General features: G+C 33.3%; 18 protein-coding genes. 4 read left to right on the top strand and 14 right to left on the bottom strand.

Going from position 1 to position 13680, the window contains the following annotated elements; all coding sequences use genetic code 11:
* The 12 genes from KPL44_RS19220 to KPL44_RS19275 all read right to left on the bottom strand — a co-directional run.
* A partial coding sequence (locus tag KPL44_RS19220; protein ID WP_301182982.1) for a carboxyl transferase domain-containing protein occupies window positions 1-483 on the bottom strand: 483 nt, incomplete at its 3' end.
* Between the two features lie 113 nt (window positions 484-596).
* Window positions 597-1943 carry an acetyl-CoA carboxylase biotin carboxylase subunit gene (locus KPL44_RS19225; protein ID WP_216253367.1) on the bottom strand — a complete coding sequence of 449 codons (1347 nt, stop codon included), beginning with the start codon at window positions 1941-1943 and terminating at the stop codon, window positions 597-599.
* A 51-nt stretch (window positions 1944-1994) separates the two neighbouring features.
* Window positions 1995-2450, bottom strand: a complete 456-nt coding sequence (gene fabZ, locus KPL44_RS19230; RefSeq protein ID WP_216108475.1) for a 3-hydroxyacyl-ACP dehydratase FabZ — start codon at window positions 2448-2450, stop codon at window positions 1995-1997.
* 68 nt (window positions 2451-2518) lie between these two features.
* Window positions 2519-3028: an acetyl-CoA carboxylase biotin carboxyl carrier protein gene (gene accB / locus KPL44_RS19235; RefSeq protein WP_216253369.1), complete on the bottom strand. Its 510-nt coding sequence runs from the start codon at window positions 3026-3028 to the stop codon at window positions 2519-2521.
* A 2-nt stretch (window positions 3029-3030) separates the two neighbouring features.
* Entirely contained in the window at window positions 3031-4272 is a 1242-nt protein-coding gene (gene fabF, locus KPL44_RS19240; RefSeq protein ID WP_216253372.1) for a beta-ketoacyl-ACP synthase II, read from the bottom strand.
* Window positions 4273-4324: 52 nt separating this feature from the next.
* Window positions 4325-5065: a 3-oxoacyl-[acyl-carrier-protein] reductase gene (fabG, locus tag KPL44_RS19245; protein WP_253201854.1), complete on the bottom strand. Its 741-nt coding sequence runs from the start codon at window positions 5063-5065 to the stop codon at window positions 4325-4327.
* A 51-nt stretch (window positions 5066-5116) separates the two neighbouring features.
* Window positions 5117-6052: an ACP S-malonyltransferase gene (gene fabD / locus KPL44_RS19250; RefSeq protein WP_216253375.1), complete on the bottom strand. Its 936-nt coding sequence runs from the start codon at window positions 6050-6052 to the stop codon at window positions 5117-5119.
* Between the two features lie 88 nt (window positions 6053-6140).
* Window positions 6141-7073, bottom strand: coding sequence for an enoyl-[acyl-carrier-protein] reductase FabK (gene fabK / locus KPL44_RS19255; RefSeq protein WP_216253378.1), 933 nt, complete (start codon window positions 7071-7073; stop codon window positions 6141-6143).
* A 173-nt stretch (window positions 7074-7246) separates the two neighbouring features.
* Complete coding sequence (gene acpP / locus KPL44_RS19260; protein WP_216124444.1) at window positions 7247-7477, bottom strand: acyl carrier protein; 231 nt, start codon at window positions 7475-7477, stop codon at window positions 7247-7249.
* A gap of 20 nt (window positions 7478-7497) precedes the next feature.
* A complete protein-coding gene (locus tag KPL44_RS19265; RefSeq protein ID WP_216253380.1) occupies window positions 7498-8481 on the bottom strand; it encodes a beta-ketoacyl-ACP synthase III in 984 nt (327 codons plus the stop codon).
* 18 nt (window positions 8482-8499) lie between these two features.
* Window positions 8500-8952: a MarR family winged helix-turn-helix transcriptional regulator gene (locus tag KPL44_RS19270; protein WP_216253383.1), complete on the bottom strand. Its 453-nt coding sequence runs from the start codon at window positions 8950-8952 to the stop codon at window positions 8500-8502.
* A gap of 146 nt (window positions 8953-9098) precedes the next feature.
* Complete coding sequence (locus KPL44_RS19275; RefSeq protein WP_216253385.1) at window positions 9099-10172, bottom strand: NAD(P)H-dependent flavin oxidoreductase; 1074 nt, start codon at window positions 10170-10172, stop codon at window positions 9099-9101.
* Between the two features lie 311 nt (window positions 10173-10483).
* Between KPL44_RS19275 and KPL44_RS19280 the strand changes: the two genes are divergently transcribed.
* Both KPL44_RS19280 and KPL44_RS19285 read left to right on the top strand, forming a co-directional pair.
* Window positions 10484-10978, top strand: a complete 495-nt coding sequence (locus KPL44_RS19280) for a TspO/MBR family protein (protein WP_216253387.1) — start codon at window positions 10484-10486, stop codon at window positions 10976-10978.
* A 16-nt stretch (window positions 10979-10994) separates the two neighbouring features.
* Window positions 10995-11642, top strand: a complete 648-nt coding sequence (locus KPL44_RS19285) for a tRNA-uridine aminocarboxypropyltransferase (RefSeq protein WP_216253389.1) — start codon at window positions 10995-10997, stop codon at window positions 11640-11642.
* Window positions 11643-11727: 85 nt separating this feature from the next.
* On the opposite strand, the gene KPL44_RS19290 is transcribed toward KPL44_RS19285, so the two are convergent.
* Window positions 11728-12042 (bottom strand): demethoxyubiquinone hydroxylase family protein, encoded by a 315-nt coding sequence (locus tag KPL44_RS19290; protein WP_216253391.1) that lies wholly within the window; start codon window positions 12040-12042, stop codon window positions 11728-11730.
* Window positions 12043-12291: 249 nt separating this feature from the next.
* Here KPL44_RS19290 and KPL44_RS19295 point away from each other — a divergent pair, with 249 nt between their 5' ends.
* Both KPL44_RS19295 and KPL44_RS19300 read left to right on the top strand, forming a co-directional pair.
* The gene (locus KPL44_RS19295) at window positions 12292-12936 is read left to right on the top strand and encodes an undecaprenyl diphosphate synthase family protein (RefSeq protein ID WP_216253392.1); all 645 of its coding nucleotides are present in this window, start codon (window positions 12292-12294) and stop codon (window positions 12934-12936) included.
* A 141-nt stretch (window positions 12937-13077) separates the two neighbouring features.
* A complete protein-coding gene (locus tag KPL44_RS19300; RefSeq protein WP_216207704.1) occupies window positions 13078-13254 on the top strand; it encodes a uracil-DNA glycosylase in 177 nt (58 codons plus the stop codon).
* Window positions 13255-13358: 104 nt separating this feature from the next.
* On the opposite strand, the gene KPL44_RS19305 is transcribed toward KPL44_RS19300, so the two are convergent.
* Window positions 13359-13574, bottom strand: a complete 216-nt coding sequence (locus tag KPL44_RS19305; protein WP_216253394.1) for a hypothetical protein — start codon at window positions 13572-13574, stop codon at window positions 13359-13361.
* Window positions 13575-13680: the final 106 nt, after the last annotated feature.

Consider the following 13680-nt stretch of genomic DNA (forward strand, 5'->3'; position numbering starts at 1 on the left):
TTTACTCTCTGTTGCTTTTTCAATGACCCTCGTAATTTTCTCTCCAACTACAGATCCCATACTTCCCATCATAAAATTACTATCCATCACTGCAATTAGCGTATCTTGCCCATTTATCTTTCCTTCTCCGGTTATTACTGCTTCGTTTAATAAAGTTTTGTCACGTATAGTTTGAAGTTTCTCCGTATACCCCTTAAAATCTATAGGGTTATCTGATATCATAAATTCATCGTGTTCTTTAAACGTACCTTTATCTATAGTATAATCTATTCTTTCGCGACACCCGATTCTGAAATGGGTTTTACAATTATCACAGGTCATTATGCTACTCTCCAAATCCTTTTTATAAAGAATTTTACCACAGGTTTCGCATTTAACCCACATTCCTGAAGGGATATTAGGTTTTTTATCGCCATCTTCATTTTCTAAATTTTTGACCTCAATATATTTACTCTTTTTAAATATACGTTTAAACTCAAACATATAACTACCCCTTTCTAAAAATATACCCACTTCAATTTATAGCATATATAATAAATACTACTCTCATAGTATAAAACTTTTAAGTAATAAATTCCAGTATACATTCAGCTACTTTAAATATTTTTAAATTCTTTACCAATAAAACCAGTATCAAATTTACCTTTTATAAAATCTTTATTATTTACTATCTTAAATTGGAAGTCTATATTAGTATCGACTCCTTCTATTATAAATTCACCAAGTGCTCTTCTCATTTTACAGATTGCTTCATCTCTATCTTTTCCATGAACAATGAGCTTTCCTATCATAGAGTCATAAGTAGGTGGAATTTTATATCCCTGGTACGCTGCGCTATCGACCCTTATTCCATTTCCACCAGGAATATGAAGTGATTTAATGACCCCTGGACAAGGCATAAAGTTTTTATTAGGATTTTCTGCATTTATTCTACATTCAATAGCATGACCAATGATTTTTATATCATCTTGTTTGTATGGAAGCACTTGACCTGCTGCAATTCTTATTTGTGCTTTAACCAAATCTATCCCAGTAATCATTTCTGTTATTGGGTGCTCCACTTGTATACGCGTATTCATCTCCATGAAATAGTATTTACCATATTTATCAAGCAAGAATTCTATAGTTCCCGCATTTTTATAATTAATAGATTTAGCTGCTTTAATTGCAACCTCACCCATCTGTTTCCTAAGTTCCTGCGTCATTCCGACTCCGGGGGCCTCTTCTATTACTTTTTGATTACGTCTTTGAATAGAACAATCTCTCTCATTAAGATGAACCACATTTCCATGCTCATCTGCGAGTATTTGAAACTCTATATGCCTTGGTTCTTCTATAAATTTTTCCATATACATTGTTCCATCGCCAAAATTAGTTTCCGCCTCGGTTTTCGCAGTATTAAATGCGGATGCGAGATCTTCTACTTTGCTAACAACTCTTATACCTCTTCCCCCGCCTCCTGCTGAAGCCTTTATCATTACAGGGTATCCTATTTTCTCAGCTGATTCTAAAGCATCTATTTCAGAGACAATTTCCCCATCTGATCCAGGAACAACAGGTACTCCGGCTTTTATCATAATTTCCCTTGCCTTTAATTTGTTGCCCATGTTATCAATATTTTGTGAATTAGGGCCTATATATTTTATATTGCATTCCTCACACATTTGTGCAAACTTACTATTTTCAGATAAAAATCCATAACCGGGATGGATCGCCTCTGCACCTGTAAGAACTGTAGCACTTAGTATATTTTGCATATTTAGATAACTATCCTTAGATTTAGCAGGTCCAATACATATAGCCTCATCTGCCATTTGGGTATGAAGAGCTTCCTTATCAACCTCGGAATATACTGCCACAGTTTGGATACCCATTTCATTACATGCCCGAATTATTCTTACCGCTATCTCGCCTCTATTAGCAATTAATATCTTCTTAAACATATTGTTTACCTTCCCCATACTTAAATTTATTTACTAAAGTGTTTAAATTTTTTAAATGCCTACTGCAAATGTAATTTCAGCTTGTGCTGCCTTTACTCCATTTACTGTCGCTATTCCAAGACCTATTCCAACAGGTCCCTTCATCTTAATTATCTCTACCTCAAGCTTAAGTACATCTCCTGGAACAACTTTTCTCTTGAATTTTGCTTTGTTAATACCACCAAAATAAGCGATTTTACCTTTATACTCTTCCATACTTAAAAGAGCAACCGCACCAACTTGTGCAAGAGCCTCAATAATAATTACTCCGGGAAGTATAGGCTCCTCCGGGAAATGGCCTTGAAAAAAGTACTCATTCATAGTAATATTCTTATACCCAACTGCTCTTTTCCCTGGTTCTAATTCCTCTACTTTATCCACAAATAAAAATGGGTATCTATGAGGAATAATTTTTTGAATTTGTTTTACATCTAAAGTAATACCTTTTATAGGTTCTATATTTTCCATGTTAATCCTCCACATCCTGCATTATTAAGTCAATAAATCAATGTCGATTTTAAGTTACCTTTTATACACTATTTCTTTATTATTTTAAATAATGGTTGACCGTACTCTACCATATCTTCATTAGAAACTAATACTTCTAAAACTTCTCCGTCTACTTCGCTTTCAATTTCATTCATAAGCTTCATAGCTTCTAATATACAAAGCGTATCTCCCACTTTAACACTAGATCCAACTTTCACAAAGTTCTTTGATTCAGCGCTTGGAGAAGTATACATAGTTCCAACAATAGGTGATTTAACTATAAATATGTTTTCATCGGGTATTGTATTCACTGTATTTTTAGAAATATCCTCTTCTGTTTTTTCTGCATGCACTTCCTGCATTTTTATATTTTTCCCAGTCAATGGTTCATGAGTAGCTGCATCTATATGTGTAACATTTGCAGGAATTCCTTCTACTACCACCTGCGCTTCTTTTTTCTCCATCTTTATCCTAATACCCTCCGTCTCAATTTCAAAACAAGTAATTTGTGAATCACTAACAGTTTTTATTAAATCTTGAATATTTTTATAATCCATAGTTATCTACCATCCCATCTTTTTAATAATATAGTAGCATCATGACCACCAAATCCAAAAGAATTAGACATTGCATATTTAAGCTGCTGTTTTCGGCCTACATTTGGAACAATATCCAAATCACAATCTTCATCCGGTACTTTATACCCTATAGTTGCTGGCACAAAACCTTCTTCTAAAGCTTTTACACATACTATAGCCTCTATTGCTCCTGATGCTCCAAGAAGGTGTCCTGTCATAGACTTTGTTGAACTCATAGGTATTTTATAAGCATATTCTCCAAAAGCAGATTTTACAGCTGTTGTTTCAAATTTGTCATTATATGGAGTGCTTGTTCCATGCGCATTAATGTAAGACACTTCTTCTGGCTTAATGTTACCATCTTTAAGCGCCATTACCATTGATCTTGCAGCCCCTTCTCCATCTGGTGCTGGTGAAGTTATGTGATATGCATCACAAGTCGATCCATAACCACTAACCTCTGCGTATATTTTAGCGTTTCTCATCGTAGCATGCTCTAAAGATTCAAGTATAACTATACCTGCACCATCTCCCATAATAAAACCATTTCTCTCTTTATCAAAAGGAATCGATGCTCTTAAAGGATCTTCGCTTTTGCTTAAGGCTGTTAATGATGTAAAACCCGCTAAAGCAAGTGGACTTATAGATGCTTCTGAACCTCCAGCTATTATTATATCCGCTCTACCATCTTGAATTAAATGAAAAGCATCTCCGATTGCATTTGTTCCCGTAGCACAAGCAGTAACTACACTATAACACATACCTTTAGCACCATATTTTATTGCAATGTTGCCAGCTGCCATATTACCTATGATCATAGGTATTAAGTAAGGTGTCACTCTACCTGGTCCTTTTTCTAAAAGCTTTGCATGCTCTCTCTCAATAGTACCTATTCCACCAATACCTGAACCAACTATTACTCCTATTCTTTCGCTATCTTCAACTTCTAAAACTAGTCCAGAGTTTTCAACCGCTTCTTTCGCTGCAACCATTGCATACTGACAATACATATCCATTTTTCTAGCTTCTCTAATGCCAAGCGCTACCGTTACATCAAAATCTTTAACCTCTGCAGCCAGTTTGCATTTAAAATCCGTAACATCAAAAGCTTTAATTACATCTATGCCGCAAGTTCCTTTTTTTATATTATCCCAAAAACTATTTACATCATTTCCTATAGGAGTAACTGCTCCCATACCTGTTATAACGACTCTATTTTTCATAAAGTAAATCCTCCTTTATCATCACCTTAAGGTGATGAATCATCTTTAGACGCTACATTACCATTCCGCCATCTACATTTATAACTTGACCTGTTATATACGCCGCTTCGTCTGTTGCTAAAAATGCTACTACATTTGCAACATCTTCTGGTCTTCCAAGTCTCTTTAATGGAATAGTGCCCATTATGGTATCTTTTACTTTAGCTGGCAAATCTTCAGTCATGTCAGTTTGAATATATCCTGGCGCTACTGCATTGCAAGTAACCCCCCTGCTTCCAAATTCTTTAGCTACAGACTTTGTCATTCCTATTATGCCTGCCTTTGCAGCTGAATAATTTACCTGTCCTGCATTTCCTGTAAGCCCAGAAACTGAAGATATATTTATTATTCTTCCACTTCTTTGCTTAAGCATTATAGCCGCTACATGCCTTGTGCAATTAAAAGCACCTTTTAGATTAATATCTATAACGCTATCAAAATCCGCTTCTTTCATTCTCATTAAAAGACCATCTTTTGTTATGCCCGCATTATTAACCAGAACATCTATGCTTCCAAACTCTTCAACAGATTTTTTTATCATGTTTTCTACATCAGTATAACTACTTATATCAGCTTGGATTGCGAGCACCTTGACTCCTAAAGCTTCTATTTCTTTAACTACTTCTTGCACTGCGTCAACGCTATTTCTATAATTAACAACTACATTTGCTCCATGTTTTGCAAGCTTTAATGCTATAGCTCTTCCAATACCACGACTAGCTCCAGTAACCACTGCTGTTTTCCCTTTTAACATCAATTCGTGCTCCTTTACATCTTTCATAATGACCCTAGATTTTAATTTATCTTATCTTTTAAGCAATTCTACTGCTTTATTTAATGAATCCATATCTTCAATATTAACAATTGTAAGTTTTCTATCTATTTTCTTAACAAAACCACTTAACACTTTGCCAGGTCCTATCTCTACGAAAGTATCAACACCATCTTTTATCATTCTTTTTATAATTGTCTCCCATAAAACAGAACTCATAACCTGAAGTTTTAAATTATCTTTGATATCATCTTTATTTTTTACATAATCACCATTTACGTTCGTCATTAATGGAATAGTCATATCATCAAAACTTATATTTTTAAGTTCAATTTCTAACTTCTCCGCTGCCGGCTTTAGCATAGACGAGTGGAATGGTGCACTTAAAGATAAAACTATAGCTCGTTTAGCACCTTTTTCCTTAGCTTTTTCACATGCAAGTTCTACCGCCGCTATTTCCCCGGCAATTACTATTTGTCCCGGGCAATTCAAATTTGCAATTTCAACTATTCCAGAAGCTTTTGACTCGTTACATGCTTCTTCAACTAAAGAAGCCTCAAGTCCAATAATAGCAGCCATAGTACCTATTCCTACAGGTACCGCCTCTTGCATAAATCTACCTCGCTTTTTAACAAGCTTTACAGCATCTTTAAAATCCATAGCTCCACTGCAAACAAGTGCTGAGTACTCTCCAAGACTAAGTCCTGCAGTCACATCGCACTTTATACCATGTTTTTGTAATGCCATAAGTGCCGCTATGCTAACAGTTAAAATAGCGGGCTGAGTATTTTCTGTAATATTTAACTCCTCAATTTCACCTTCAAAACAAAGTTTACTTAATTCAAAATTAAGTTCTTTATCCGCTATATTAAATATATTTTTGCATTCCTCTATATTTTCAAATAATTCCTTGCCCATACCAATATATTGGGCTCCCTGTCCCGGAAAAATAAAAGCAATTTTGCTCATAATTTATCTCCTTAATCATCACTTTCAGAGTTAGTCATTGCTACGTCTCCGAATATTATGGCTTTAATCTATATGAAATAATAATATTTTATCTAAATTTTATAATAGCTTCTTCTGCTTGTGTAAACATTTCTTCGATAATTTCCTTGCAACTTTGTTCTTTTTTTACAAGACCCGCAATTTGTCCCGCAAGAATAGATCCCATCTCTATGTCGCCTTCTTGTACTGCCCTTTGTAAACAGCCTCTTCCAAGTTCCTCTAAATCCTCTATTGAAGCATTTTCTTTCTCAAGTTTCTGGAATTTTCTCGATAATTTGTTTTTTAAAACCCTAACAGGGTGTCCTGTAGGTCTTCCTGTAACCACTGAATCTATATCCTTCGCGCCTAGTATCTTCTTTTTATAATTTTCATGTATTGTACATTCATTTGCCACTAGGAACCTTGTTCCTACTTGAACTCCTTGTACACCGAGCATAAATGCTGCTGCAACTCCTCGTCCATCACCTACTCCACCTGCTGCAATTACAGGAATACTAACAGCATCAACAACTTGAGGAACGAGCGACATGGTTGTAAGTTCACCAATATGTCCTCCAGATTCACACCCTTCTGCAATAACAGCATCTGCTCCCGCTCTCTCCATACGCTTCGCTAATGCAACAGAAGCCACTACTGGTATTACTTTAATCCCATGTGACTTCCAAAGTTCCATATATTTGCCTGGGTTTCCTGCCCCTGTAGTAACTACTTTAACACCTTCTTCACATACAAGATGTGCAATGTCTTCTGCATTATCACTTAAAAGCATTACGTTAACGCCAAAAGGCTTATCTGTTAATTCCTTTGCTTTTCTAATTTCATTTCTTACATAATCGGTTGGTGCATTGGCTGCCGCTATAATACCGAGACCTCCTGCGTTAGAAACTGCAGATGCTAAACTACTATCCGCAACCCAAGCCATACCACCTTGTATTATTGGATACTCTACACCTAACTCTTTAAAAAATACGGAATTAAACATTTTACCCCTCCTTGATTCCTTAAACCATATAGTTAAAGTCAGATAATTATAGAAAAAAAGTATATATTACTACAACTACATTTCACGTAATATATACTTTTTAATATACTGAATAAAACTAAATTTTTATACTTAGTAGTTCAGCTCTCCAATCATCTAACTCTTAATTTATATTATTTAAGTTTTTCTTCTATATATTTAACAATTCCCTGTACATCTTTAATATTTTCTATATCCTCGTTTGGTATTTCGATTTCAAATGCTTCTTCGAGCGACATAACAATTTCAAAAATTTCAAGAGAATCTACACCTAAATCATCTGCAAATTTGGCCTCCATTTTAACCTCTGCTTCGTCTATTCCTAATTGTTCAACTATTACACTTTTAACTTTTTCAAATACCATTATTAATTCCTCCTAAGATTTTATTTGTTCATTGTCCATTCTATTAATGAAGCTCCGTAGGTTAATCCACCACCAAAGCCTACAAGTATAATTTTATCTCCAGCTGTAAGTAAATTTTCCTTATTCATTTCGTCCATTGCTATGGCTATACTTGCTGCTGAAGTATTTCCGTACTTATCTAAATTGACGAAAAATTTATCTTTATCAGCCTTCAATTTTCTAACAACAAATTCTATTATTCTAAAATTTGCTTGATGACAAACTACATACTTAATATCATCAAGTGTGTAATTATTTTCATTTAAGATTCTACTTATGCTACTTGCAATAGTTTTTACTGCAAATTTAAAAATTTCTTTGCCATCCATACTTATTGTTGCTTTAAAATTTTCATTTCCTTTTGTATATGTATTTTTCACATCTACAGTTGGACATGTCAAAAATTTTCCCTTTTGACCTTCTGAAGCTGAATTTACAGAAATTATTCCTCTAACGCTTCCTGCTTCAAGCACTGCTGCCCCTGCTCCATCTCCAAATAAAATACAAGTGTTTCTGTCTGTCCAATCAACTATTTTTGATAATACATCAGCCCCTATTATTAGTGCTCTTTTTCGCTGACCCGTTTTAAGAAATTGCATTGCTATATTAAGGGCAAATATAAACCCTGTACACGCTGCTGATATATCAAAAGCCATAGCATTAACTGCTCCAATATTTCCTTGAACTATACATGCAGTTGCTGGTACAAATTGATCTGGAGAAGTACTTGCAACAATAATCAAATCTATATCTTCAGCTTTAATATTTGCATCCACTAATGCTTCAGTGGCTGCTTTTGTAGCTAAATCCGAAGTGTTTTCTCCTGTAGATATATGCCTCTGCTTAATACCTGTCATAGAAACTATCCATTCATCAGAAGTATCTACAATTTTTGATAACTCATGATTAGTCATTATGTTTAGAGGCGCATAACTTCCCGTACCAATTATTTGTACTTCATTCATTGCTTAACTCCCACTTCCTTAATATTTTAATCTATATTTATTTTTGAAGAAATTATTTAGTTTTTCAAGAGATTTTATTAATACCTCTTCCTCTTCTTCGTTTAGACCATCGATAGTTGCATGTACCATATTAGAATGAAACCTGTCATGTATTCTGTAGGCAAGTTTTCCTTTTCTGGTAAGTGTGATCATTACTGATCTTCTATCTTCTTCTCCCCTTTTTCTATCAACATACCCTTTTTTGAGAAGTTTGTTAATAGCGGTTGTAAGTGTCCCTACTGTTATTCTAAGATCCTGAGCGACCTCGGACATGGTTCTGTGTTCATACATTCCAATTGCATCAATAGTATGTACTTCTGTTACAGATATGTCCTTAAGAACCCCTTCTTTAAGTGCCTTCTGTTCTATCTGAGATATGTCACTAAAAGTCTCTACTAAAAGTTCATTTACAACTCCAACAGATCTGCTCATATTTATCACCATTTCCCATACGTTGATTTCCCTATACTTATATTTTCATGTACTTTGATACTCAAAGTATATCTATGGAGTTGTAATTTGTCAATATTTTTACCATTAATATGAAAATTTTTACATTCTATTTTTTCTATAAGAAACTAAAAATTAAGTTCTGCTTCTTCCACAAGTTCAGTCATAAGTTCCTTAACGGTCACAATTTTATTTACTTTATAAGCATTACTTCCAACAAAAATAAGTCCGTTATCTAAATTTCCTCTTACTGCTTGTATAAGCGCTTCTGTAATACAATAAGGTGTAGTTTTAGGATCACATTTCTTAATACACAAATAACATTTACTTACTTTGCAACCCTTTTCCTCTACAACTTTCATGAAATTATTGTTAATGGCACGTCCAGGCATACCTACCGGACTTTTTACTATCTTTATGTCTTCTTCTTTTGAATTAATATATGCCATTTTAAAAGCTAAACTAGCATCACATTCATTCGTCGCCACAAATCTAGTAGCCATTTGTACTCCAGCTGCACCTATTTTCATTAATTCTGAAATATCGGTACCAGTATAGACTCCACCAGCAGCTACTACAGGAATTTTTTTATTATATTTCTCTTCGAAGGGTTTAATTGCCTCTATAACTTCTTTAACTATTTGCTTTAAATCTTGGGCTTTCTTCTCAAGTAGCGATTCCAAAGAGAAACCAAGATGACCACCAGCCTCTGGGCCTTCAACAACAATTAAATCTGCGGCACACTTATTTTTTCTATCCCACATTTTTGATATAACTATAGCTGCCTTTGCTGATGATACTATAGGTGCAAGTTTTGTTTTAAATCCTTTGGCTATTTTTGGTAAATCAAGTGCAAGTCCTGCACCAGATATTATCAAATCTATACCTTCTTCTAAAGCTACCGTTGTTAGTTCTTCATAATTATTCATAGCTACCATAATGTTTATCCCAATTATACCCTTAGGACTTAATTCTCTAGCTCTCCTAATTTCACTTCTTAATGCTCTTTTGTTTGCTTCCTTTGCATTAGTTGCAAAGTCTTCTTCATTAAATCCAATTTGGGCAGTAGATATTATCCCAATTCCACCCTCATTTGCGACAGCTGATGCGAGCTTTGATAAAGATACTCCCACTCCCATACCACCTTGAATTATAGGAATACGTGCTATTAATTCTCCAATTTTTAAAGGAGGTAACTTCATAATTATCCTCTCCCTTTGCTTAGATTTTCAACTAGTTTGATAGTCAAAGTATATATATTTTTATATTCCATGTCAAGATAAAAGTATCTTACAACTAATTCAAATGTTTTTTAATAACAAAGTTTTTCATTTCCATTCTTTTCAGTTTTTATAGTAGTTCTTGATATGAATTTACTTTGCCTAATATCACCAGCAATTATACAAAACTCTTATAGGTATAAAATAACTCTTAAACAAGTATATTATAAAATATATGATTATCTATTTGCCCAAACCTCTGTCAACAATAATTATAGAAAGGAAGATAAAATATGTTTAATATCTTTAAGGTAAATGGTGAAAAAAATATTATTGCTCTTATGATAAGCATTTTGATTGCAGAAGGGGTAGGTTTGTTAAGTGGTTTTTTAAGTATGAGCGGGCCAAGCGCTTATGAAAATTTTAATAAACCTTTTTTTTCGCCTCCCGGATGGATTTTCCCTATTGTATGGACAATATTATTCTTTTTAATGGCTGTAGCTGCTTATAGAATTTGGATGACCAGTAAATCCGGGGTTGATGTAAAAAAAGCATTGATTTTATATAGTTTTCAATTATTTTTAAATTTTTTTTGGTCCATTATATTTTTCAGATTTAGACTATATGCTATTGCTTTTTTAGAATTACTTCTATTATTAGTATTTATTCTTTTAACTACTTTTGAATTTTATAAGATTGATAAAACCGCAGCTTATCTTATGATTCCATATATTGCTTGGGTATCATTTGCTGGAGTTTTAAATTATACTATATGGATGCTTAATTAAATACTTAGGAGGAAATATGAACTCAGATTATAAAATAAAACAAATAACCAGTTTGTATGACAGTTGTAATCAATGTGGGTTGCCTATTATAAATTGCCTCTGTCCTACAGCACCTAAGATAAAAACGTCCTCAAAATTTTGGATTTTATCTACGGAAAAAGAATTTTATAGACCTTCTAATACTGCGAGACTATTGAAACTCATAAATCCACATTCGACAGAGCTTTTTCTTTGGGAAAGAACGAAAATTCCAGAGAAATTAATAACAAACTTAAATAATGATATATATGAGCCATTTTTACTTTTTCCCATAGAAAATAATCAAACCAAGTGCCCGAAACTTGAACACAAAAAGGCAGGTAAAATTCCTGCCTTTATTATCATAGACGGTACATGGAAGGAAGCACGAAAAATACTTAGGAAAAGTTTCTATTTAGAAAATCTGCCAATTATTTCATTAGAACCAAACTTTAAGTCTATATATGATTTAAGAAGAGGTGCAAAGGATGGCAATTTATGTACAATAGAAACCGCAATAGAGGTACTAGCTATAAGTTGTGACGATAAGTATTCACAGGTAATAAGTGATTTTTATAATTTATTTTTAAAAAGCTATAAGGCAGGCTTAAGTGGTCACAAACTTATAACTTCTAAGAAAAATTGAAGATGCCATCCAAAAGGATGACATTTTCAATTTTTCTTAATATCTAAAATAACCATATTAAAAACGAATAATCTAACAATCAGAATTACTGAATCGGTTGCTGAAAATTTTGAGATTGCTGGTCTTTAATTTTCTGTTTACCTTCCTCCATGAATTGTGCATCCTTTGGAGATAACATATACAGAATTTCTTGAAGCTCACCAACGTGCCTTCTTTCTTCATCTGCAATGTGATTCAAAATTTTTTTAACTCTTTCATCAGCTGTAGACATAGAATGAGCTTCATAACCTATAATAGCCTCAAGTTCACCTGAAATATCAACACGAATTGCTTGCGCAAGCTCATCATTTGACATTTGTCTTGGTACATTTGCAATGAATGGATCTCCTAGTAAAGCCATAGTTTATTCCTCCTTTTTAATCTAAATATATTTTTAGCATCATGGTGATATTTTATTCATTTATAAGTTTGGTCCTATTTAATATGAAAATGCATATTCTTGTATCTTTTGTAGTGCAAAATCATGTTATCCTCCAAACTTTATGATCTCAAATTATTAGTTGTTCTATAAATATTATGGATTAATGTAGCAATGTTGGATATAATATGATTCATAGGTTATAAAAATTCGTAATTAAAGGGTGGTAATATGAGAATACCGAATCATATCGGAATAATTCCCGATGGAAATAGAAGATGGTCCGTAGATAATGGTTTAGCTAAGGACAAAGGATATACTTATGGATTAGATCCTGGTCTATCTTTGTATAAACTTTGCAAAAATGCTGGTGTAAAAGAAATAACTTATTTCGGTTTTACTACCGATAATACAAAAAGGCCAGCAATACAAAGAGAGGCCTTTGCTAAAGCTTGTGTCGATGCTGTAAAGCTTTTAAGTACACAAGATGCCGATTTATTAGTAGTAGGAAATAGCGACTCTCCTATGTTCCCAAAAGAACTACTTCCTTTCACCTCACGTAAAACCTTTGGCAAGGGTGGTATAAGGATAAATTTTCTAGTAAACTATGGCTGGGAATGGGATCTGAGTAATCTTGATCAAAACAAAAGTAGTAAAAGAAGCAATATATTGAATTGTATCAAAACCAAAGATATTTCTAGAGTAGATTTAATCATTCGTTGGGGTGGTAGAATGCGTCTTAGCGGTTTCTTACCAATACAGTCCATATATTCTGACTTTTATGCTATAGATGACTTTTGGCCTGATTTTAAACCTGAACATTTAACTAATGCCTTAAATTGGTATGATCAGCAAGATGTAACCCTTGGTGGTTAATTTTATTTTATATATAGATATAGATATAGATATAAGTTTAAAACAAACTGTATCTATTTTTTTATGCACCAAAATATGCTATTATTAATGAAATTATATTTACATAATATTAATTAATTTTATTTCCTCAAAGGAGCTCTTATGGTTATCGAAAAAACAAATTGTTGTAAATGCATATATTACTATATTACTTGGGATCCAGCTTTCCCAAAAGGCTGTAAACTTTATGGTTTCAAATCTCCAAATTTGCCTTCCATACTAGTAAAACAATCATCTGGAATAGCTTGTGGTAAATTTACACCAAAAGAAAGAAAGTAATTGTTTATGGTAACCTCTAATAAATTTAAATTATAAACTAAGGCACATAACTAAATATATATAAATCATATTTTTAGTTATATTCTCTGTGCCCTAATTAAATATTAATCTATAACCTTATTATTTTTATCAACTACCTCATATGCGTAGGACTGAATTTCTTCTTCCCTTATTGTTCCATCATCATTAATTCCCGTAACTATTGTTGGAATGTTTACTAACTTACTTTCTATGCCTTCGATTCTTACATATCTATCTAACCCAGCTTTAAGTTTTTCGCATTTTTCCTCGCCTAATTCCCGTCCCTTCATGCCTCTCAAAATTCATCACTCCTCTCGAATATTAGACCCTCCACTTATGGTTCACATATACTTTGTAATTTTTAAAAACAATTTTTAGATGAGATGATAGTATAGTATTTATAAA

Source organism: Clostridium sp. DSM 17811 (genome assembly GCF_018861905.1).
GTDB lineage: Bacteria > Bacillota > Clostridia > Clostridiales > Clostridiaceae > Clostridium_AD > Clostridium_AD frigoriphilum.

Excerpts from the sequence above, each read along its gene's own strand:
- KPL44_RS19300 (WP_216207704.1), top strand. The coding sequence starts at position 13,078 with ATGGTTATCGAAAAAACAAATTGTTGTAAATGCATATATTACTATATT.
- KPL44_RS19290 (WP_216253391.1), bottom strand. The coding sequence starts at position 12,042 with ATGGCTTTACTAGGAGATCCATTCATTGCAAATGTACCAAGACAAATG.
- accB (WP_216253369.1), bottom strand. The coding sequence starts at position 3,028 with ATGGATTATAAAAATATTCAAGATTTAATAAAAACTGTTAGTGATTCA.
- fabK (WP_216253378.1), bottom strand. The coding sequence starts at position 7,073 with ATGTTTAATTCCGTATTTTTTAAAGAGTTAGGTGTAGAGTATCCAATA.
- fabZ (WP_216108475.1), bottom strand. The coding sequence starts at position 2,450 with ATGGAAAATATAGAACCTATAAAAGGTATTACTTTAGATGTAAAACAA.
- KPL44_RS19285 (WP_216253389.1), top strand. The coding sequence starts at position 10,995 with ATGAACTCAGATTATAAAATAAAACAAATAACCAGTTTGTATGACAGT.
- KPL44_RS19270 (WP_216253383.1), bottom strand. The coding sequence starts at position 8,952 with ATGAGCAGATCTGTTGGAGTTGTAAATGAACTTTTAGTAGAGACTTTT.
- KPL44_RS19280 (WP_216253387.1), top strand. The coding sequence starts at position 10,484 with ATGTTTAATATCTTTAAGGTAAATGGTGAAAAAAATATTATTGCTCTT.
- KPL44_RS19295 (WP_216253392.1), top strand. The coding sequence starts at position 12,292 with ATGAGAATACCGAATCATATCGGAATAATTCCCGATGGAAATAGAAGA.
- fabD (WP_216253375.1), bottom strand. The coding sequence starts at position 6,052 with ATGAGCAAAATTGCTTTTATTTTTCCGGGACAGGGAGCCCAATATATT.
- acpP (WP_216124444.1), bottom strand. The coding sequence starts at position 7,477 with ATGGTATTTGAAAAAGTTAAAAGTGTAATAGTTGAACAATTAGGAATA.
- fabG (WP_253201854.1), bottom strand. The coding sequence starts at position 5,065 with ATGTTAAAAGGGAAAACAGCAGTGGTTACTGGAGCTAGTCGTGGTATT.
- KPL44_RS19225 (WP_216253367.1), bottom strand. The coding sequence starts at position 1,943 with ATGTTTAAGAAGATATTAATTGCTAATAGAGGCGAGATAGCGGTAAGA.
- KPL44_RS19265 (WP_216253380.1), bottom strand. The coding sequence starts at position 8,481 with ATGAATGAAGTACAAATAATTGGTACGGGAAGTTATGCGCCTCTAAAC.
- fabF (WP_216253372.1), bottom strand. The coding sequence starts at position 4,272 with ATGAAAAATAGAGTCGTTATAACAGGTATGGGAGCAGTTACTCCTATA.
- KPL44_RS19275 (WP_216253385.1), bottom strand. The coding sequence starts at position 10,172 with ATGAAGTTACCTCCTTTAAAAATTGGAGAATTAATAGCACGTATTCCT.